General features: G+C 67.8%; 17 protein-coding genes and 4 tRNA genes. 7 read left to right on the top strand and 14 right to left on the bottom strand.

All coding sequences use genetic code 11. The features are described from left to right. Positions 1-21: 21 nt before the first annotated feature. Positions 22-2,790: a DNA polymerase I gene (gene polA / locus KGQ91_RS05955; RefSeq protein WP_224420513.1), complete on the bottom strand. Its 2,769-nt coding sequence runs from the start codon at positions 2,788-2,790 to the stop codon at positions 22-24. Positions 2,791-3,014: 224 nt separating this feature from the next. Here polA and KGQ91_RS05950 point away from each other — a divergent pair, with 224 nt between their 5' ends. From KGQ91_RS05950 to speA, 3 genes are all read left to right on the top strand, one after another. After that, positions 3,015-3,314, top strand: coding sequence for a DUF2782 domain-containing protein (locus KGQ91_RS05950; RefSeq protein ID WP_163648148.1), 300 nt, complete (start codon positions 3,015-3,017; stop codon positions 3,312-3,314). A gap of 84 nt (positions 3,315-3,398) precedes the next feature. After that, on the top strand, positions 3,399-4,349 hold the full coding sequence (locus KGQ91_RS05945) for a homoserine kinase (RefSeq protein WP_224420512.1): 951 nt from the start codon (positions 3,399-3,401) through the stop codon (positions 4,347-4,349). Positions 4,350-4,451: 102 nt separating this feature from the next. Further along, positions 4,452-6,350, top strand: coding sequence for a biosynthetic arginine decarboxylase (gene speA / locus KGQ91_RS05940; protein ID WP_224420511.1), 1,899 nt, complete (start codon positions 4,452-4,454; stop codon positions 6,348-6,350). Positions 6,351-6,353: 3 nt separating this feature from the next. On the opposite strand, the gene KGQ91_RS05935 is transcribed toward speA, so the two are convergent. Beyond that, positions 6,354-7,034, bottom strand: coding sequence for a fumarylacetoacetate hydrolase family protein (locus KGQ91_RS05935; protein WP_224420510.1), 681 nt, complete (start codon positions 7,032-7,034; stop codon positions 6,354-6,356). Positions 7,035-7,165: 131 nt separating this feature from the next. Continuing rightward, entirely contained in the window at positions 7,166-8,110 is a 945-nt protein-coding gene (gene thpD, locus KGQ91_RS05930; RefSeq protein WP_163648144.1) for an ectoine hydroxylase, read from the bottom strand. A 442-nt stretch (positions 8,111-8,552) separates the two neighbouring features. Here thpD and KGQ91_RS05925 point away from each other — a divergent pair, with 442 nt between their 5' ends. Both KGQ91_RS05925 and KGQ91_RS05920 read left to right on the top strand, forming a co-directional pair. Next, positions 8,553-9,230: a Crp/Fnr family transcriptional regulator gene (locus KGQ91_RS05925; RefSeq protein WP_163648143.1), complete on the top strand. Its 678-nt coding sequence runs from the start codon at positions 8,553-8,555 to the stop codon at positions 9,228-9,230. An 85-nt stretch (positions 9,231-9,315) separates the two neighbouring features. Further along, a complete protein-coding gene (locus KGQ91_RS05920; protein WP_163648142.1) occupies positions 9,316-10,128 on the top strand; it encodes an HAD-IIB family hydrolase in 813 nt (270 codons plus the stop codon). 90 nt (positions 10,129-10,218) lie between these two features. Here KGQ91_RS05920 and KGQ91_RS05915 read toward each other — a convergent pair. From KGQ91_RS05915 to KGQ91_RS05900, 4 genes are all read right to left on the bottom strand, one after another. Further along, positions 10,219-10,294: transfer RNA gene (locus KGQ91_RS05915), tRNA-Thr, on the bottom strand. 55 nt (positions 10,295-10,349) lie between these two features. Then, positions 10,350-10,520 (bottom strand): hypothetical protein, encoded by a 171-nt coding sequence (locus tag KGQ91_RS05910; RefSeq protein WP_163648141.1) that lies wholly within the window; start codon positions 10,518-10,520, stop codon positions 10,350-10,352. A gap of 389 nt (positions 10,521-10,909) precedes the next feature. Beyond that, the gene (locus tag KGQ91_RS05905) at positions 10,910-11,311 is read right to left on the bottom strand and encodes an ectoine synthase (RefSeq protein ID WP_163648140.1); all 402 of its coding nucleotides are present in this window, start codon (positions 11,309-11,311) and stop codon (positions 10,910-10,912) included. A gap of 119 nt (positions 11,312-11,430) precedes the next feature. After that, entirely contained in the window at positions 11,431-12,846 is a 1,416-nt protein-coding gene (locus KGQ91_RS05900; protein WP_163648139.1) for an amidase, read from the bottom strand. A gap of 204 nt (positions 12,847-13,050) precedes the next feature. Between KGQ91_RS05900 and KGQ91_RS05895 the strand changes: the two genes are divergently transcribed. Then, positions 13,051-13,797 (top strand): Crp/Fnr family transcriptional regulator, encoded by a 747-nt coding sequence (locus KGQ91_RS05895; protein ID WP_163648138.1) that lies wholly within the window; start codon positions 13,051-13,053, stop codon positions 13,795-13,797. Between the two features lie 178 nt (positions 13,798-13,975). Beyond that, complete coding sequence (locus KGQ91_RS05890) at positions 13,976-14,731, top strand: Crp/Fnr family transcriptional regulator (RefSeq protein ID WP_163648137.1); 756 nt, start codon at positions 13,976-13,978, stop codon at positions 14,729-14,731. Between the two features lie 296 nt (positions 14,732-15,027). On the opposite strand, the gene KGQ91_RS05880 is transcribed toward KGQ91_RS05890, so the two are convergent. The 7 genes from KGQ91_RS05880 to KGQ91_RS05850 all read right to left on the bottom strand — a co-directional run bounded on the left by KGQ91_RS05880 (position 15,028) and on the right by KGQ91_RS05850 (position 19,561). Then, positions 15,028-15,103, bottom strand: a tRNA-Thr gene (locus KGQ91_RS05880). 17 nt (positions 15,104-15,120) lie between these two features. Continuing rightward, positions 15,121-15,195, bottom strand: a tRNA-Gln gene (locus tag KGQ91_RS05875). Positions 15,196-15,201: 6 nt separating this feature from the next. Beyond that, positions 15,202-15,277 (bottom strand) — tRNA-Phe (locus tag KGQ91_RS05870). 85 nt (positions 15,278-15,362) lie between these two features. Further along, on the bottom strand, positions 15,363-15,635 hold the full coding sequence (locus tag KGQ91_RS05865; RefSeq protein WP_224420509.1) for an oxidative damage protection protein: 273 nt from the start codon (positions 15,633-15,635) through the stop codon (positions 15,363-15,365). Beyond that, positions 15,635-16,732, bottom strand: coding sequence for an A/G-specific adenine glycosylase (gene mutY, locus KGQ91_RS05860; RefSeq protein ID WP_224420508.1), 1,098 nt, complete (start codon positions 16,730-16,732; stop codon positions 15,635-15,637). Before mutY ends, KGQ91_RS05865 begins: the two co-directional genes overlap by 1 nt. A 64-nt stretch (positions 16,733-16,796) precedes the next feature. Next, positions 16,797-19,118 (bottom strand): AsmA family protein, encoded by a 2,322-nt coding sequence (locus KGQ91_RS05855; protein ID WP_224420507.1) that lies wholly within the window; start codon positions 19,116-19,118, stop codon positions 16,797-16,799. Continuing rightward, complete coding sequence (locus tag KGQ91_RS05850; RefSeq protein ID WP_224420506.1) at positions 19,115-19,561, bottom strand: acetyl-CoA sensor PanZ family protein; 447 nt, start codon at positions 19,559-19,561, stop codon at positions 19,115-19,117. Before KGQ91_RS05850 ends, KGQ91_RS05855 begins: the two co-directional genes overlap by 4 nt. Positions 19,562-19,599: the final 38 nt, after the last annotated feature.

Genomic DNA, 19,599 nt, shown 5'->3' with positions numbered 1-19,599 from the left:
CGTTTCGCACGGTGGTCGGACTCAGTGCGCCTCGTCCCAGTTGGCGCCGGCATGGGCCTCGACCACCAGCGGCACCTTCAGCTCGGCGGCGGCTTCCATGCGCCGGCGCACGGCCCCCAGGAAATCCTCGGCCTGGGCATCCCGTACCTCGAAGACCAGCTCGTCGTGGACCTGCATGACCATCCAGGCGTCGAACTCGGCCTCGCCGTCGCGGGGATTGAGCCAGGCGTCGACGTCGATCATCGCGCGCTTGATGATGTCGGCGGCGGTGCCCTGCATCGGCGCGTTGATCGCGGTGCGCTCGGCGGCCTGGCGACGGGCACGGTTCTGGGCGTTGATCTCCGGCAGGTAGAGGCGCCGGCCGAACACTGTCTCGACATGCCCCTCGTCGGCGGCCCGCGCGCGGATGTCGTTCATGAAGCGCGCCACGCCGGGGTAGCGGTCGAAGTAGCGATCGATGTAGGTCTGCGCCTGGCCGGGCTCGATGTGCAGCTGGCGGGAGAGCCCCCAGGCGCTCATGCCGTAGATCAGCCCGAAGTTGATCGCCTTGGCGCTGCGCCGCTGCTCGCCGCTGACCTTGTCGGGGGCGATGCCGAATACCTCGGCGGCGGTGGCGGTGTGGATGTCGCGCTCCTCGGCGAAGGCCTCGAGCAGCCCCTGGTCCTCGGAGAGATGGGCCATGATGCGCAGCTCGATCTGCGAGTAGTCGGCGGCGACCAGCCGACAGCCCGGCCGGGCGATGAACGCCTGGCGGATCTTGCGCCCCTCCTCGGTGCGGATGGGGATGTTCTGCAGGTTGGGGTCGGACGACGACAGCCGCCCGGTGGCGGTCACCGCCTGATGATAGCTGGTGTGAATGCGTCCGGTGGTGGCGTTGATCAGCTGCGGCAGCTTGTCGGTATAGGTCGACTTGAGCTTGCTCAGCCCGCGATGCTCCATGATCACCTTGGGCAGCGGGTAGTCCAGCGCCAGCTCCTCGAGCACCGCCTCGGCGGTGGACGGCGCGCCCTTGGGGGTCTTCTTGATCACCGGGATCTTGAGCTCGTCGAAGAGGATCTCGCCGAGCTGCTTGGGCGAGCCCAGGTTGAACTCGCGCCCGGCGATCTCGAAGGCGTCCTGCTCGATGTCGCGGATGCGCCCCTCGAGCTCCTTGCTCTGGGCGTGCAGGCGCGACACGTCGAGCGCCACCCCGGTGCGCTCCATGCGCGACAGCACCGGGATCATCGGCCGCTCCAGGGTATCCAGCACCTCGGCCAGGCGCCCCTCGGCCTCGATCCGCGGGCGCAGCTCGCGGTGCAGGCGCAGCGTGATGTCGACGTCCTCGCAGGCATAGGGCACCGCCTGCTCGAGGGCGATCTGGTTGAAGGTCAGCTGCCTGGCGCCCTTGCCGGCGATCGACTCGAAGGTGATGGTCGTCTCGCCCAGGTACTTCAGCGCCAGCGAGTCCATGTCGTGACGGGTCGCCGTGGAGTTGAGCACGTAGGACTCGAGCATGGTGTCGGTCAGCGCCCCGGCGACATGGATGTCATAACGCGCGAGCACCGAGATATCGTACTTGAGGTTCTGGCCGATCTTGCCCCGCTCCGGGTCCTCGAGCAGCGGCTTGAGCGCGGCCAGCACGGCGTTGCGGTCGAGCTGCTCGGGGGCGTCGAGGTAGTCGTGGGCGAGCGGCACATAGGCGGCCTCGCCGGGTTCCAGCGCCAGGCCGACACCGACGATCTCGGCCTCCATGTAGTTGAGACTGGTGGTCTCGAGGTCGAAGCAGAAGGCCTTTGCCGCGTTCAGCCGCTCGAGCCAGGCATCGAACGCCTCCTGCGTCAGCACGCTGTGGTCCCGGCGCGACGACGCCGCGCCACCGGCGGGAACGTCCGCGTCGTCATCGGCGGGCGCATCGACGCCCTCGTCGCGCCCCTCGAGCAGTTCGGCGAGCCAGTTCCGAAACTCCAGCTCGCGATACAGCGCGACGAGCGCCTCGCGGTCGGGATGGGCGATGTCCAGGTCGTCGAGGCCCACCGGCAGGTCGCAGTCGGTCTTGATGGTCGCCAGCTGATACGACAGGAAGGCCTGCTCGCGGTTGGCCTCGAGCTTCTTGGGCAGGGTCTTGGCGCCACGGAAGCTCAGCGACTTGACCGCCTCGAGGTCGGCGTAGATGGCGTCGAGCCCGCCGTCGATGCCCTGCAGCAGGCCCAGCGCGGTCTTTTCGCCGACGCCGGGCACGCCGGGGATGTTGTCGACCTTGTCACCCATCAGCGCGAGGAAGTCGATGATCCGCTCGGGGGGCAGGCCGAACTTCTCGGTCACGCCGTCGACGTCGAGGGTCTCGCCCTTCATGGTGTTGACCAGCGTGATGTGGCGGTTGACCAGCTGCGCCATGTCCTTGTCGCCGGTGGAGATCACCGCGTCGCGACCGGCTTCGGTGGCATGGCGCGCCAGGGTGCCGATCACGTCGTCGGCCTCGACTCCCTCGATGCACAGCAGCGGCACACCCAGCGCGCGGATGCAGCGGTGCAGCGGCTCGACCTGGCTTCTCAGGTCGTCGGGCATCGGCGGACGGTGGGCCTTGTACTGCTCGAAGAGCTCGTCGCGGAAGGTCTTGCCCTTAGCGTCGAAGACCACCGCCATGGGGCTGTCGGGATACTGCTTGATCAGGCTCTTGAGCATGTTGAGCACGCCCTTGACCGCCCCGGTCGGCTGACCGTTCGAGGTGGTCAGCGCCGGCAGGGCATGAAAGGCGCGATACAGATAGGAGGAGCCATCGACGAGCACGATGGGGGGTTGGGTATCAGCCATGCGGGGCACCTGAGCGATGAAAACGATCGATGCCCTCATGATACGCAAGCCACCGCGGGGCGTCAGGCGCTCGCCGCGAGACGGCGGACGCATCACGCCCGGGTAGGGGTGTCGTCGCCCGCGAGGCGATGCAACGTCCCGGAGGAATTGACTAGAATCAGTACAGGTGTCGGCGCCTACCCCTACACTGGCACCTCTTTTGCCCGCCGCTACCGGAGGCCGCCATGAAAGCCCATCGCCTGTTCACCGCTCTCGGTCTCGCCGCTGCCCTGCTGCTGGGGGCCGCCACACCGGCCCTGGCCCAGGATGACGGAGACGCCGCGGTCAAGCCGGATATCACCGTGCGCCAGGAGAAGGACCGCACGATTCGCGAGTACCGCGTCAACGGCCAGCTCTACGCCATCGAGATCAAGCCCAAGCATGGCCCCTCCTATTTTCTGGTCGACGACAACGGCGACGGCGATTTCCGGCGCAGCGACAACGAGCGCGTCGTGCCGCCGCAGTGGGTGCTGATCCGCTGGTAGGCGTCGATCGGTCTCGCCCGATGACTGCAAGGCGGCGCGCCAAGCCGCTACAATAGCCGGCTTGGCAATCAGGGCGAGATCATCATGGCCGTATTCACCCCGCTCGACGACGCCCAGGTCGCGAGCTTTCTCGAGCGTTTCGATACGGGCCGCCTGGTGACGCTCGAGGGCGTCGCCAGCGGCACCGAGAACACCACCTTCTTCGTCACCACCGATCGCGCCTCGCTGGTGCTGACCCTGTTCGAGCAGGGCGACCACGAGGAGTTGCCGTTCTTCGTCGATCTGCTCGACTACCTTGACGAGCACCGCCTGCCGGTGCCGGGGCCCGTGCACGACCGCCGGGGCATCGCCCTGCAGAGCCTGGCCGGCAAGCCGGCGCTGCTGTTCCCGCGCCTGCCCGGCAGGCATCCCCGCGCCCCCAACCTCGCCCAGTGCCGCGCCCTGGGCGAGGCCCTGGGGCGGCTGCACCACGTCGGCCAGCGCTTCGAGGGCCATCGCCCCAACCCGCGCGACCTGCACTGGCTGCTGGCCAGTCATCACAAGGTGCTCGGCTACCTGACGCCCGAGGACCAGACCCTGATGGCCGACGAGGTCGACACCTACCAGGGGGTGTTCGGGGATGCCGACGCCCTGCCCCGGGGCGCGATCCACGGCGACCTGTTCCGCGACAACACCCTGTTCGACGGCGACACCCTGGGCGGCATCATCGACTTCTACAACGGCTGCACCGGCGACCTGCTGTTCGACCTGGCGATCGTCATCAACGACTGGGCCAGCGACGACGACGGCCGCCTCGACCCGGGGCGTCACGACGCCCTGCTCACGGCCTACCAGAGCCAGCGGCCGCTGACCGATGCCGAGCGCGACGCCTGGCCGATGATGCTGCGCATGACCGCCCTGCGCTACTGGCTCTCGCGGCTGCTGGTGATCTACGTCGATCCCCCGGCCCACGAGCTGACCCCGCACGACCCCGAGCGCTTCCGCCTCATCCTGAAGCGCCGGATTGCCGAGGGCGCCTTGCCGTTACCGGCCTGAGCGTTGCTACCCTGAACCCCGCGTCAGCCTGTCGCTGACACGCGCGGCGCGCCGCCACCGGCGCGCGCCGCCACCGGGTCACGTCATGTCGAGGAGTCTGCCATGACCACCGCCGCCGAGGCGCGCCGCACCTACAACATCGACCAGTGGGGCAGCGGCTATTTCGACGTCGATTCCCAGGGGCGGGCCATCGTGCGCCCGCTGGGGGACGAGAGTCCGGGGCCGGCGCTGCCGCTCGACGCCCTGGTCGATCAGCTGCGCGAGGCCGGGCTGCGACTGCCGGTGCTGGTGCGTTTCACCGACATCCTGCACGACCGCGTGGAGCAGCTGTGCGCGGCCTTCGACACCGCCATGCGGGAAGAGAATTTCCACGCCGGTTACACCGCCGTCTACCCGATCAAGGTCAACCAGCAGCGCCGCGTGGTGGAGGAGATTCTCGCCACCCACGAGCGCGGCCGCGACCGGGTCGGCCTGGAGGCCGGCAGCAAGCCGGAGCTGCTCGCCGTGCTGGCGCTGTCCGGCGACGGCCCGTCGCTGATCGTCTGCAACGGCTACAAGGACCGCGAGTACATCCGCCTGGCGCTGATGGGCGAGAAGCTCGGCCACCGCGTCTACCTGGTGGTCGAGAAGCTCTCCGAGCTGCCGCTGATCCTCGAGGAGGCGCGCCGCCTGGGCGTGACGCCGCGCATCGGCCTGCGCGCGCGGCTGGCCACGGTGGGCCGCGGACGCTGGCAGAACACCGGTGGCGAGAAGTCCAAGTTCGGCCTCACCACCAGCCAGATCCTCGAGGTGGTCGCCCACCTGCGCGAGGCCGGCGCCCTGGCCAGCCTGCAGCTGGTGCACTTCCACCTGGGCTCGCAGATCGCCAACATCCGCGACATCCAGTGCGGGCTGCGCGAATGCGCGCGCTTCTACCAGAGCCTGCGCGAGCTGGGCGCGCCGGTGGACACCGTCGACGTCGGCGGCGGCCTGGGCGTGGACTACGAGGGCACCCGGTCACGCAGCTTCTGCTCGGCCAACTACTCGATGCTCGAGTACGCCCGCAACGTGGTCTACGCCTTCCGCCTGGCCTGCGACGAGCAGGACCTGCCCCAGCCGCACCTGATCAGCGAGTCCGGGCGCGCCCTGACCGCCCACCATGCGGTGCTGATCACCAACGTGATCGGCGAGGAGCGCGTCGGCGAGACGCCGCCGCCCCGCCAGACCGAGGGCGACCCGCAGGTCGACGAACTGTGGCGGGTGCACGATCTGCTCCAGCGCCAGGTCGATCCGCGCGGCGTGGTCGAGGCCTGGCACGACCTGGTGCAGGCGATCGGCGAGCTGCACGAACGCTTCGTCATGGGACTGACCGGCATCGCCGCCCGCGCCGAGGGCGAGGCGATCTACTTCGCCGCCTGCGCCCAGCTGCGCCAGCGCCTCGACACCCGCAACCGCGCCCACCGCGAGATCATCGACGAGCTCGCCGAGAAGCTCGCCGACAAGCTGTTCGTCAACTTCTCGCTGTTCCAGTCGCTGCCCGACGTCTGGGGCATCAAGCAGGTCTTCCCGGTGCTGCCGCTCAACGGCCTGGACCGGAAGCCGACCCGCCGCGGCGTGATCCAGGACATCACCTGCGACAGCGACGGGCGTATCGACCGCTACGTCGACGGCCAGGGCCTGGAGGCCACCCTGCCGCTGCCGGAGTGGGGTGACGACGACGAGAAGCTGCTGGGCCTGTTCCTGGTCGGCGCCTATCAGGAGATCCTCGGCGACCTGCACAACCTGTTCGGCGACACCGATGCCGTGGACGCCGCCCTGGACGAGCACGGCCGCTGGCGGCTGAGCAACCTCCAGCTCGGCGACCGGGTCGCCGACGTGCTGCGCTACGTCAACTTCGATGCCGAGGTGCTGCGCGCCCGGCTCGACGCCCAGCTGGCGACCAGCGACCTGGACGCCGACGAACGCGCCCACTTCATGGACGACCTGGCCGCCGGCCTCGACGGCTACACCTACCTGGAGTGACCCTCAGGCGGCGGTGCGGGTCACGGCCTCGACACCGCCGTGCCCCGCCCCGCCGGCCAGCTGCAGGCGCAGCTCGGCGCCCCGCGGCAGCACACCGACGCCGGCGGGCGTGCCGGTGAGCACCACGTCGCCGGGCTCGAGCGTGAAGTGGCGGCTCATCTCGGCGAGCAGCTCGGGAATGGCGAACAGCATGTCGCCGGTGTCGCCGCTCTGGCGGCGCTCGCCGTCGATATCGAGGCTGAAGTGCAGCGCCTGCCAGTCGACCTCGCCCCTCACCGGCGCGAAGGCCGACAGCGGACAGGCGCCGTCGAACGCCTTGGCGATCTCCCACGGATGTCCCTTCTCCTTGAGCCGCGACTGCACGTCGCGCAGGGTCAGGTCCAGCGCCAGCCCCAGGCCGGCCACCGCCCGTGCCGCCTGGTCGGGCGTGGCGGCCGTCAATGGCTTGCCGATGAGCAGCGCCAGCTCGGTCTCGAAGTGCACCTCGCCCCGCGCGAACTGCGCTTCCAGTGGCGTCTCGAGCGCCACGGCGGCGCTCGCCGGCTTGATGAACAGCAGCGGCGCGCTGGGCACGGGGTTGTTCAGCTCGCGGGCATGCTCGGCATAGTTGCGACCCACGCAGACGATCTTGCCCAGCGGCGCGGCAAAGAGGCGGCCATCGGCGAAACGGGCGGTAAACGGCATGATGAGGATGTCCCCTGATGACTGGCGAAAACGCCAGTCTACCCCAGGCCGCTCGCCAGAAAACAACGACCCCGCGCTCGGGCGGGGTCGTCGTCGGCTCGCTGCCTCGTCGGGAGACAGTGGGGTCGGCGTCACTCGGGGCGCCAGGTTTCCTCGGGGCGATGGGCGAGGAACGCGGGCCGACGCCGGCGGGCGCCGTAGGGCTCGACACAGGCGTTGTCCCAGCGGTTGTAGACGAAGAACACGTTGCTGCGCGGGTCCGGGGACATGTTGGCGTTCGACCCGTGCAGGGTGTTGCAGTCGAACAGCAGCAGACCGCCGGCCGCCCCGGTGGGCGACTCGATGCCGTTGGCGTCGATCAACTGCTCCAGCGCATCGAAGCCGGGCACGCCGAACTGCTGGGTCTTCAGCGACTGCTTGTGATGATCGTCCGGGGTCTCTCCCAGGCAGGGCACGAAGACCTTGTGCGAGCCGGGGATCAGCATCAGCGGGCCGTTGAAGTGGTGGTTGTCGGTGAGCACGATCGACGCACTCACGGCGTGCATCGCCGGCATGCCGTCCTCGGCGTGCCAGGTCTCGAAGTCCGAATGCCAGTTGAAGCCCTTGCCGTGGAAGCCGGGCTTGTAGTTGATCCGCGACTGGTGCACGTAGGCGTCGCCGCCGAGAATCTGGCGCACGCGGCCGGTCAGCCGCGGGTCGCGAGCCAGCTCGGCGAAGCGCTGCGACAGGAAATGCACGGCGAACAGCGAACGGATCTCCCGGCTGTCCGGCTCGGTGATGGAGAAGTCCTTGCCGCGATAGGCATCGTTGTCGAGCAGCGCCTTGAGTTCATTGCGCAACTCGGCCACCTCGGCGGCGGACAGGAAACCGGGCTCGAAGAGAAAGCCCTGGCGCTCGAAGGTGTCGAGCTGTTGATCATCAAGGGGGCCTTCCTCGGCCGTGCCCTTGACCACCCTTTCATGACGCGGCATCAGCAGGGTGTCGGGCTGCCCGGCGAGCCGGGTGGGGTAGGCGTCCCGGCGCTGCGGGTCGTGTGCTGCGGTATTCAGGTTGCGGGATGCGGTCTGTACTGACATCCAATCACCTCCAGTGCCTGTGATCAGGTTCAGGTCCAGTCCTCAGCCATCAGCGTGAATCACACGGAGTCTTCCGAAATCCTTGTCTGGCCTTGGCGGCTGTATCCTAGAATATTTAACATAACTTGCAACCGTTCTCGGCCCCCCAAAGGCTTGCCGGTAAAGTACCGGCGACGGGGATCCTGTCGCCGCGCTGCCAACTGGCCGCCAGACAAGCCGTGCCGCCGTGCCTGGCGCCGAGCACGAATGGCGAGGAACCTGCAGAGAAAGTCGCTCAAAAAAGTAAACCCACGTTATCGCAAGACGCGGGCCAACGTGGTTTCTTGGCCCCTTTTTCGGGTTGTGCTCAGGAGAGTGCGTGCAGGACTTTAGCAGTCACATGATAAGGCGGCTTCAGCATATAGTGTCTCTGACGAGGGCCGAGCTGGCCCTACTCGTCGACATGAAACGTGCCCCCCGTGCCGTCTCGGCAGGCGACTGGCTGTGGCACGAGGGCGACTCGGCGGATACCCTGCTGGTGCTCAGGGAAGGCTGGGCCTGCTCCGCCCGCTACCTGCCCGACGGCAGTCGCCAGCTGCTGGAAATCTTCCTGCCCGGCGACATCCTGGGCTTCGGCGAACTGGCCGATGGCGCACGACGCAATGATGTCTCGATGCTCACCGACGGGGAGATCAGCGAATATTCCTACTCCCATTTACGCGAGCTCTTCGAGCGCGCCCCGCGCCTGCGCAGCGCCCTGTTCGTCATTGCCAACCAGCGTCAGGCGATGCTCGCCGAGCGCCTGGTGAGCATCGCCCGCCGCAACGCTCGCGAGCGCCTGGCGCATTTTCTCTGCGAGTGCCACGCACGGCTGCAGGAACCGGCGAACGATGCCCGGCAGGGCTTTCTGCTGCCCCTGTCGCAACAGGACCTGGCCGATGCGCTGGGCATGAGTCCGGTGCACATCAGCCGCACCTTCTCATCCCTGGCCTGCCTGGGCCTGGTGCGTCGCCAGCACTACCACATCCAGATTCTCGACCCGGTCCGCCTGGAGCGCCTGGCCGGCTTCAATGGCGCCTACCTGCAGTGCGACACCCAGCTGCTGGCCGCCGAGCCGCCGACCACCATCGAACCGGGATAGTCTCGCCGGTGACATCCGGCGTGGCGATTCGTCGCCGAGTGCGGCACCATCCGCTGTCAGCCACCACCGCCGATCGAGAGTGCCCATGAGCCCGATGAAGATGACGTCGTCCCCGGAACTGGCCGCCGTGGATGTCGTGCTCACCGATGTCGACGACACCCTGACCCGCCGGGGGCGGCTGTCCAGCGCCACGCTGGCCGCCATCGAGCGCCTGGCCGACGCGGGAGTCGCGGTGGTGCCGGTTACCGGCGGCTGTGCCGGCTGGTGCGACCATATCGTGCGCGCCTGGCCGGTCGCGGCAGTCATCGGCGAGAGCGGCGCATTGCGCCTGAAGCGCGCCGCCGGCGGCGGCCTGGACTGCCACAGCGTGCGCCCGCTGGCCACGCTGCGCGACGAGCAGCGCCGACTGCTGACGATCGCCGAGCGCGCGATGCAGGCGGTACCGGACGCACGGCTGGCTGCCGACCAGCCCTACCGGCTGGCGGATGTCGCCGTCGACCATGCCCAGGACGTGCCGCCCCTCGCCGCGGCTCAAGTCGAGCGCCTGCTGGCCACCTTCCGGGCCGAGGGCGCCCGGGCCCGGGCCAGCTCGATCCACGTCAATGCCTGGTTCGGCGAGCATGACAAGGCGACGATGGCCGCCTGGGTGCTGGAGCACGACCTGGGGCTGTCGGTGGCGGAGCAGCAGCGGCGCGTGCTGTTCATCGGCGATGCCCCGAACGACGCGCCGCTGTTCGCGCGGCAGCCCCTCAGCGTGGGGGTCGCCAACCTCGCGCCGCACCTCGACCAACTGCCCACGCCGCCGCGCTGGCTGTGCGAGGCCGGCCATGGGGAAGGCTTCGTGGAGATGGCCGAGCATCTGCTTGCCGCCCGGCGGGCTCGCCCCGGCCGGTGCTGAGGCCCCGAAGGGGGAAAGCGGCTTGCCGATCCATCAACGCAAAACGGCCACCGCGACGAATCGCCAAGTGACCGTTTTTCATGATCTTTCTGGTGCCGGCGAGTGGACTCGAACCACCGACCTACGCATTACGAGTGCGTTGCTCTACCAGCTGAGCTACGCCGGCGCTGGGCCGGATATTACTCACTTGCCCGCGGCTCGACAAGCGCCTGCCCCTTGGATCAGGCCTCCTTCGAGTCGCGCTCCTGGCGCAGCTGTTCCGCCAGGGTCCGCAGATAATGCGGCGTGACCGATGCCATGCCCGCCTCGCTCATGGCATTGGCCAGACGCAGGTATGCCTCCGCGTCACTCTGCGCCAGCCTTGCCTCTTCCTTGTCGAGCTCCGTCGCCACCGCTATACCTCCTTGGCTACCTTCACGTCACTGGCGCCCATGCACTGGGGGAGACAACGATGCCATATTTTTGCCTCCACTCAAATGGCGGGCCACGATTTTCCTCGACGGCGGTGACACGCCATCGTCTTCTCTACCCAGGACAAAAGAAAACCCCGCAGGGGGTACGGGGTTCAAGGGAGATGGGGGTGCTGGCGGGCTTCCCTGGCGGTCATGACTCCCTGTCGTGACGGCGCCGTTCCGTGCCCCTTGCCAATGCCGGGCCTTTCCTGGCCCACGCTTCCTTGCGTCGCGAGGCAGCCGTCCCGGCCGCCGCTTCACCTTCAATATAGACAACATGGATTTATTGGACAAGCCTTGTACAATTTTTTACAGGCTGTCCAACGAACTCAATGCTTGATCAGCGTGCCGTCGTCATCGTAGAGCGGATAGCTGCCCTCGGCATCGTGATCCTCGGGGCCGACCAGCGACGGCGTGAAGACGCACAGCACCGTCATGCCCTTCTCGCTGCTGAGGATGTGCTTCTGATGCTTGTCGAGGGCATAGAGCACCCCCGGCTTGAGCTCCCAGGAGCCACCCTCGGTCAGATCCTCGATCCGGCCCTCGCCCTCGATGCAGATGACCGACTCCTTGTGGTTCTTGTACCACATGTGCAGCGCCTGCCCGGGCTTGATATAAGTCTCGTGCACGGAATGGCCCATGCCGTCGGCACGCAGCGTGTAACGGCGACTGATGAACTTCTCCTCGTCGACGGCGCTGGCTTCGGCATCCTTGTGGTCACGAACAATCATCGAACGCTCCTCCTTGCTTCGACTGTCGGCGTGGTGACAGGCCGCCGGCGGCACGCTACGCCGGGCCCGTGCCGACCGGGGCCCTGCGGCCCCAGCGGCGACCTGGTGAATTCCGCGGTTCAGCCGTACTGGGCGGGGTCCGGCACGGTGGGGTGGCGAGCCGGGTGCGCCTCCATGTAGGCATGGCAGGCGCGCAGCACGCGAATGTCGTCGTACTTGCCCCCCGCCAGCTGAAAGCCCACCGGCAGCCCGGCGTCGGTGAAGCCGCACGGCACCGAGGCCGCCGGCTGCTGGCTGAGGTTGAAGGGGTAGGAGAACGGCGCCCACTCCTCCCAGTCACGCATGTCGCTGCCCGGCGGCACCTCGTGATTGATCTCGAAGGGTTCGATCGGCACCGTCGGCGTCATCAGCAGGTGATACTCCTGATTGAAGTGCTCGAGCTGTTCGGCCAGGCGCGCCCGGTCGGCCTGGGCCCGGAACAGGTCGAGCGCGCTCCAGGCCTCGGCGTGACGCGCGTTGGCGACCAGCCCCGGATCGAGCTCCTTGCGCTGGCGCTCGTTGCACTGCGACCACAGCTCCAGCGAGGCGGTGAACCACAGCTTGCGGAAGATATCGATCGGCGAGGTGAACCCGGGATTGATCTCGACGAGCTCGGCGCCCAGCGCCTCGAGCCGCTTCGCGGCCTCGTGGACCCGGTCGGCGATCTGCGGGTCCACCTCGGCATAGCCCAGCGTCGGCGAATAGGCGATGCGCAGGCCGCGCAGGTCGCAATCCATGTCGACGCCCCAGTCGTCGGGCTGGCCGCGGGTGGCGTAGGGGTCACGGTAGTCGTAGCGGCCGATGACGTTGAGCATGCGCGCGGCATCCGACACCGTGCGGGTCAGCGGGCCGATGTGCGACAGCGAGGGCTCCTGGGCCGGCGGCCACTGCGGCGTCCAGCCGAAGGTCGGCTTGAAGCCGAAGACCCCGGTGAAGGCCGCGGGAATGCGTATCGAGCCGCCGGAATCGCCCCCCTGGTGCAGCACGCCCATGTTGAGCGAGGCCGCCACCGCCGCGCCGCCCGACGAGCCACCGGGAGTCAGGCGCGTGTCCCACGGGTTGCAGGTGGTCCCGTAGACCCGGTTGTCGGTGACCGCCTTCCAGCCGAACTCGGGGGTATTGGTCTTGCCCAGCAGCACGGCCCCGGCCTCGCGCAGCCGTGCCGCCGGAGGAGCGTCCATCTCGCAGAGGGTGTCCGGGGTGGTCAGCGACCCCTCCCGGGCCGGCATGCCGGCGACATTGGTAAGATCCTTCAGCGAGGCCGGTACCCCGTCGATCGGGCTCAGCGGCTTGCCCTGGCCCCAGCGCCGGGCCGAGGCGCGGGCCGCCTTCTCGGCGCCCTCCCGATCCACATGGACATAGGCATTGACCGCGTCGTTGAAGCGTTCGATGCGCTCGAGCGCTGCCCGTGTCGCTTCCAGCGGCGAGGCCTCGCCGGATTCGAACAGCCGTACCAGCGAACCGGCATCCATGGTTCCCAGGTCAGTATCGCTCACATCATCCTCCCTGAATCCGTGCGTTCACTCCTTTGTCTCTGATAACCGTAGCGGACTATCGACGAGCAGGCCAACCGCCCCAAGCACATTCCGGCCGCCGGACTCCCGTCCCCGAAGAACTTCTTGTACATTTATGTCGGCGCTCGCCGGGTCAGGCCCGGCCGGGCACGCCACCGACACGCGCAGTAACACAAGGATGTGGACATGCAGCAGCCAGTGAGTTGCGTCACCAGGAACCTCGCCCACCACGTGAACCTTCAGGCCTCCGACATCGCCCTTCTCAAGTCGCTGGAGAAGGATCCACGGAAGGTCGACAAGGGCAAGGTGCTGTGGGAGGCGCACGAAACGCCCACCCAGCTCTACACCCTGCGCAGCGGCTGGGCCTATGCCTTTCACTGCTCCGAGAACGGCGCCCAGCAGGTGCTCGACATCTTCCTCCCGGGCGACGTGATGGGGATTCGCGATGCAACCTCGAGAAGCCACTACACCACCGCCGTCATGCTCACCGATGGCGTCATCTGCCCGTTCCCGACGGTCCGCCTCGAGGATCTCTTCACCCGGTCGCCGCGCCTGGCGCTGGGGCTGCATGCCTCGGCGGCACGACAGCAGAGCGTGATCACCGAACGCCTGGTGAACGTCCTGAGCAACGACGCCTGCTCGCGTCTGGGCCACTTCGCCCTGGAGGTCTACTACCGGCTCAAGCGGATCGAGGAAACCACCGGCAACAGCTTCACGCTGCCCCTCACCCAGCGCCAGCTGGCCATGCTGCTGGGCATGAGCGAAGTCCACGTCAGCCGCACCATGAGCGACCTGGCGGAGCGCGGACTGATTACCCGCCGACGCCGGAGCTTCCAGATCAACGACCTGGAAACCCTCTCGCAGATCTCCGACTTTCGCCCCGAGAAGTTCAGCGATCACATCAATCCCTGCCTGGCGCACCTGTTCGAGTAACCCCGGCCACGACAGCCCCGCCGGCTCCCGTAACATTTTGCTTCTTGCTACTGGCCTCGAATTGTTGCCAAGATGACAGGTTGGATCACGCCTCGTGCCAGCGATCACCGCCGGCCGCTTGCGCCTCGAGCCGGCGAGCTGGTGACAAACAGACAGAAGGTGCACAAGGAGTGGTGCCATGCTGTCGCAGGAAAGCCACCTGGCCAGGAACATCGACCGGCACGTCACGCTGTCGGGCGGCGACGCCAGCCTGCTCGCCGAACTCGATGCCCACCCCCGGCGCGTGCCCCGGGGCTCGGAACTCTGGCAGACGCAGAGGCCGTCCGATCACCTCTACACGCTGTGTCGCGGCTGGGCCTGCAGTTACCACCGTTCCGCCAACGGCTCGCAGCAGATACTCGACCTGTTCGTGCCCGGCGACATCATGGGGCTGCGCGACCTGACCTATCACGACCACACCAGCACGGCGGTAATGCTCACCACCGGCCAGGTGAGCGCCTATCCCGTGGAGCGCGTCTCCGAACTGATGCGCTGCTCTCGTCGCCTCGACTGGGCCCTGCAGGCCTCCGCCGCCCGGCAGGAGCGATTGATCACCCAGCGGCTGATCAACGTGCTGAGCCACGATGCCGTCTCGCGCATCGCCCATCTCATGCTGGAAGTGCAGCACCGGCTGCAGCGTGTGGACGCCGCCTCGGGCGACCAGTTCTACCTGCCTCTGCTGCAGCGGCAGATCGGCATGCTGCTGGGCATGAGTTCCGTGCACGTCAGCCGCACGCTGATCGAGCTGTCGCGGCGCGGCCTGCTGGAGCGCTCGCGGCGGCGCATTCACCTGCTGGATGTCGAGGCCCTGGCGCGCATCGCCGATTTCACGACCTTTCCCTACGAGGCCGGGCTCAATCCGGAGCTGCTGCCGGAAGACGGCATGCAGCGCTGATATCGGCGGAGCGGCAACGAAGAGTAACGAGAGACAGAGGGCACGAGCCGGACGGCCGGTGTCGCCAGTCACTCCATGATGAACGGGGGGGGAACATCCTGGTCCTGCAACGCATCCTGGGCCACCAGTCACTGACCATGACCCTGCGTTACGCCCACTTCGCGCCGGACCACCTGGAAGACGCGGTGAGATTCAATCCTCTCGCCGCTGTAGACACAATGTAGACACCCACAAAAAAACCGCCTTGGGAGGCGGTTTTTAGAAATTCGTAAATGCTTGATTCTGCGAGCATTTTTTGGTGCTGGCACCAGGAGTCGAACCCGGGACCTACTGATTACAAGTCAGTTGCTCTACCAACTGAGCTATGCCAGCGCCAGATAGCGTTGGCGTGGCTGGGGTAGCAGGATTCGAACCTGCGCATGCCGATACCAAAAACCGGTGCCTTACCACTTGGCGATACCCCAGCAATGTGGTGGCCAGAGACGGAATCGAACCGCCGACACGGGGATTTTCAATCCCCTGCTCTACCAACTGAGCTATCTGGCCGCTGCCAACGGGGACGTATTAAACCCCAGCGCCCGCTTTCGGTCAACCCCTTCTTTCAAAAAGATGTTCTCGGGGCCCGGCACGCTCAGGAGGACGGCGGCACATAGCCTTCGGCCTGGTCGGTGTCGCGGTTGTCGAGGAAGCGTTCCATCTGCTCCATCAGGTAGGCCCGGGTCTCCGGGTCCAGCATGTTGAGGTGCTTCTCGTTGATCAGCCGCGTCTGCAGGGCCTGCCATTCCTCCCAGGCCTGGCGGGAGACGGTGCGCTGAATCTCCGCGCCCTTCTCGCCGGGCAGCGGCGGAAAGGGCAGCGCCTCGAGCTCCTGCTGATACTTGCGACAGAATACGGTATTGCTCATCACGAACGTTCCTCGGCTTGGGTCAGGGTCTCGGCCAGCGTGTCCAGCAGGGCCTTCACGGGCGCGGCCAGGCCGACATTCGGCGGCGCCTCGAGGTCGTACCACATGCGCCCCGGCTCGGCGACGCCCGGCGGCTCGCGCTCCAGCCACACCGGCTGCGGCACGACCTGCAGCCGAAAATGGCTGAAGGTATGGGTGAACGGCGTCCAGGACCGGCCACGCCGCGCCTCGGGTACCCGACAGGCTAACCACGCATCGAGGGCGGCGTCATCCTCGAACTGGGGAAAGCACCACAGGCCGCCCCACAGCCCGGTGGGCGGGCGCTGTTCGAGCAGCACGCGCCCGTCGGGATGACACAGCAGCAGCATCCGGGCATGCCGCTCGGGCAGCGCCTTGCGCGGCCTGGGCTCGGGAAAGCGCCGCTCCTCGCCGCGGGCGTGGGCCTCGCAGGCGTCGACGAAGGGGCAGATCAGGCAGCTGGGCTTGCCGCGAGTACAGACCGTCGCGCCCAGATCCATCATCGCCTGCGAGTAGTCGGCCAGCCGCGAGTCGGGCGTGTAGCGCTCGGCCAGCCGCCACAGCTCGCGACTCACCGCGGTCCGGCCGGGCCAGCCCTCGACGGCATGCAGCCGCGCCAGCACCCGCTTGACGTTGCCGTCGAGGATCACTGCCCGGCGCCCGGTGCTGATGCTGATGATCGCCCCGGCCGTGGACGGGCCGATGCCCGGCAGCGCGGCCATGGCCTCGAGGCTGTGCACGGGAAACTCGCCGCCATGCGCGTCGACGACACGCTGCGCCGCGCGGTGCAGGTTGCGGGCCCGGGCGTAGTAGCCGAGCCCGGTCCACAGGTGCAGCACCTCGTCGACCTCGGCGCGGGCCAGCGCCTCGACATCCGGGAAGCGCGCCATGAAACGCGCGTAGTAGGGAATCACCGTGGCGACCTGGGTCTGCTGGAGCATGATCTCCGACACCCAGATCCGGTAGGGGGTCTTGTCCTGCTGCCAGGGCAGGCTCTTGCGACCATGACGGTCGAACCAGGCGAACAGGCGCTGCTGGAACACCTCGGGGGTCAGTTCGGCGGGGCGGGACGGCGTCACGACGGCGGCCCTCCATAAAAAAGCGCCGACGCGAAGGTCGGCGCAGGACTGGCTTGCATGATGATCACTTCAATAGACCACGGATCGCGTTGCGAAGTTCCTCGGAGGACTTGCCACCGAGCTTTTCATCGAGTTTCTCGTTCAGCTTGTCGACGGCCTTCTTCTTGGCCTCGTCCTTGGCGAGACTGGTCAGCGCCTTCTGGAAGGCCTGGCGGTCGAACGCGCACCACTGGCCCGGCTCGCCGGAGAGCTCGCCCTCGCAGTGCACCGGCAGCGGCACCTTCTCGAGGCGCGGATTGACCTTGCAGGCGGCATCCGCGGTATCGACGAACCGCGCCCGGGCATCGTAGTCGAAACGCTGGGTGGGCAGGTTGACCCGCCCCTTGCCGGTCATCTCGATGCCGGGCAGGGTGATCAGCAGGTCGTCGTTGTGGACGACACCGTCGACGACCCGGGCGCTGCCCTTGAGCTGGTCGAAGCGGGTGTCCGGGCTCCAGTCACGCTGGGTGGCCTCCCCCTCCAGGGCCGCCACGGCGGTACACAGCTCCTTCGAGACGTTGACGTTGAACACCGCCCCGTCGACGACGCGGAAGTCGGCCTTGCCGTTGAGGTTGCGCAGCAGCGTGTCGGCGCGGTTGGTCCGCGAGGTGAAGTTGCCGGATACATTGAGCCGGCCCCGCAGCGGCGAGGGCTTGCCGCTGTAGTCCTCGACCAGCGGCACCAGCTGCACGCCGTCGAGCGCGTCGCTGAAGCGCCAGTGAATCGGTGTCCGGCGCACATCGAGGCCGGCCTCGGCATGCAGCGTGCCGTCGTAGAGGCGGGCATCGAGACGCTGCAGCGTGAACTGCCCATCACGCCCATGCAGCGCCAGCGAGGGCTGCTCGAGGGTCATGCCCTTGACCACCAGCGAATCCAGGGACAGCTTGCCGTCCACTGCCAGCGTGCGCAGCGTGTCCACCGGCACCAGGTCGGCGCCCTGGGCGGCTTCGGTGGCCGCATAGGCCGGCGCCACGCCCAGCGCATTCAGCAACGCCGCGGTATCCGCCTGCTTGCCCGGCGTCGCCTCCGTCGGCGGCAGGTAGCGGTCCAGATCGAGCGCGCCCCCCTGCAGATCCGCAGTCAGCGACTGCCCGTCGAGACCGGCGCCCAGCGAGCCGGTGAAGGTGGTGTCGTCGACGACCAGCTTCAGGCTGGTCAGTGTGGCCTGTTGCATATCGCCCTGGATCGGGCTGTTCAGCGCAACCTTGCTCAGTGCCTTGTCATCCGCGGTCGCCGGCGGCAGGCCCATCCGGGTCAGCCAGGGACGCAGCGACAACGGCGCCAGCTCGATCTTGCCGGTATAGCGCGGCGTCGTGTCGAGCCGGCTGACCGCCAGATTGCCATTCAGCTCTAGGCCGTCGTCCCCGCTGACGGCCAGGTCGTTCAGACGCGCGGTCGCGGCGTCGGTATCCGCCTCGGCGGCGAAGGTGGCCTTGAGCGACAGCGGCGACTCGCCCAGCGCCGGATGCGCGAGACTCGCATCCACCTCGGCGCCGTCGAGCCGGTAACGCCCCTGGCGAGTGTCGGCAATCAGCGAGTCGGCATCCAGGTCGAGCGTCTGCTGGCGATCCGGATAGGCCGGCAGATCGGTGGTGGTCTGCAACGCCAGCCCCTCGAGGACATAGCGCCCGTCCTGAAGCCCCAGCCGGGCCTTGCTCTTGAGCTTCACCTGACTGCGCACCGCCGGCTGGGTGCCGTCGACGACGAAACTGGCTTGCAGCGGGAAGGCACTGGCGGGATTGACATCGCTGGCATCCAGCGCAAAGTCCCGAACCGTGACATCCAGACCACTGCGCCGATCCAGATAGTGGACCTGGCCGTCACGCACCGCGATGCTGGCGATATCCAGCGCCACGCTGGGGGCGCCCGCTCCCTGCATGGCCGGGCCCGACGAGGCCGGCGCCAGCGCTTTGCGCGGCTGGCCCTCGGCATCGCCGAAGCGCTCGAGCAGCTGCTCCCAGTTGCCGTGCCCCTGCGCATCACGTTCCAGCGACAGCCGCAGGCCGTTCAGGGTCAGGCCGTCGATGGCGATCTCGCCCGACAGCAACGGCGCGAAGGCCAGGCTGACCTCGCCGCGGTCGATCGCCGCGAAGGCCTCGTCGTCGCGCTGCTGGTCGGGCAGCCAGGCGCGGGCATCCTCGACGCTGACGCCGATGCGCGGATAGAAGGACCAGTTGAGCGGCCCGTCCAGCGCCAGATCCAGCCCGGTCTGCTCGTGCACGGCCTCGACAAGGCGCGGCTTGAGCTCGTTGGGATCGAAGAACGTGGTGACGTAGACGACCGCTGCCACGACCACCAGCCCCAGCACGCCGACGGCCGCGAGCAGAATCCGCACCAGCCTCTTCATTGGCTTCCTCCTGCAGGGGGTGTCTTGAGTTCGAAAAAGCCGCCGCCCTCCTCGAGCCGATAGCCCATGCGGACCAGCAGCAGCTGGCTTTCCAGCGGCAGGTGGCGGGTCTCTATGCGCAGCGGCGTCTCCCCCGCCGCCGCGGCGACCAGCGTCATCAACCGTGAACCGACACCACGGCGGCGTGTAGGCCGGCGCACGCAGAAGTGCGAAAGCCACCAGGCCTCGGGCGACTTGCGCACACTGACCGCGCCCAGCAGGCGGTCGTTGAACAGGGCGGCGTGAAAGACACCGCCCAACTCGAGATGGTCGCGGATGAATGCATCGACGGGCAGCGGCAGCCAGTCGGCCTCGGCATCCTGATAGATACGCGCCAGATCGATCCCCACCTGGGGATCCTCGCCCCAGCGCGCGTGATCGACTTCCTCCAGTGTAACCGGCATGCCTGCTCCCTCCCGTGGTGCCACGAATCCCGCCGTCG

The sequence above is a fragment of the Modicisalibacter tunisiensis genome, from assembly GCF_020148005.1.
Lineage (GTDB): Bacteria > Pseudomonadota > Gammaproteobacteria > Pseudomonadales > Halomonadaceae > Modicisalibacter > Modicisalibacter tunisiensis.
This window is presented reverse-complemented; position numbering and strand designations above follow the sequence as displayed.

Bases quoted from the DNA above. Each gene is read 5' to 3' on its own strand.
- speA (WP_224420511.1), top strand. From the start codon at position 4,452: ATGACCACCGCCGCCGAGGCGCGCCGCACCTACAACATCGACCAGTGG.
- KGQ91_RS05890 (WP_163648137.1), top strand. From the start codon at position 13,976: ATGCTGTCGCAGGAAAGCCACCTGGCCAGGAACATCGACCGGCACGTC.
- KGQ91_RS05865 (WP_224420509.1), bottom strand. From the start codon at position 15,635: ATGAGCAATACCGTATTCTGTCGCAAGTATCAGCAGGAGCTCGAGGCG.
- KGQ91_RS05905 (WP_163648140.1), bottom strand. From the start codon at position 11,311: ATGATTGTTCGTGACCACAAGGATGCCGAAGCCAGCGCCGTCGACGAG.
- polA (WP_224420513.1), bottom strand. From the start codon at position 2,790: ATGGCTGATACCCAACCCCCCATCGTGCTCGTCGATGGCTCCTCCTAT.
- KGQ91_RS05850 (WP_224420506.1), bottom strand. From the start codon at position 19,561: ATGCCGGTTACACTGGAGGAAGTCGATCACGCGCGCTGGGGCGAGGAT.
- KGQ91_RS05935 (WP_224420510.1), bottom strand. From the start codon at position 7,034: ATGCCGTTTACCGCCCGTTTCGCCGATGGCCGCCTCTTTGCCGCGCCG.
- KGQ91_RS05950 (WP_163648148.1), top strand. From the start codon at position 3,015: ATGAAAGCCCATCGCCTGTTCACCGCTCTCGGTCTCGCCGCTGCCCTG.
- KGQ91_RS05895 (WP_163648138.1), top strand. From the start codon at position 13,051: ATGCAGCAGCCAGTGAGTTGCGTCACCAGGAACCTCGCCCACCACGTG.
- KGQ91_RS05925 (WP_163648143.1), top strand. From the start codon at position 8,553: ATGAAACGTGCCCCCCGTGCCGTCTCGGCAGGCGACTGGCTGTGGCAC.
- KGQ91_RS05945 (WP_224420512.1), top strand. From the start codon at position 3,399: ATGGCCGTATTCACCCCGCTCGACGACGCCCAGGTCGCGAGCTTTCTC.
- thpD (WP_163648144.1), bottom strand. From the start codon at position 8,110: ATGTCAGTACAGACCGCATCCCGCAACCTGAATACCGCAGCACACGAC.
- KGQ91_RS05920 (WP_163648142.1), top strand. From the start codon at position 9,316: ATGAGCCCGATGAAGATGACGTCGTCCCCGGAACTGGCCGCCGTGGAT.
- KGQ91_RS05855 (WP_224420507.1), bottom strand. From the start codon at position 19,118: ATGAAGAGGCTGGTGCGGATTCTGCTCGCGGCCGTCGGCGTGCTGGGG.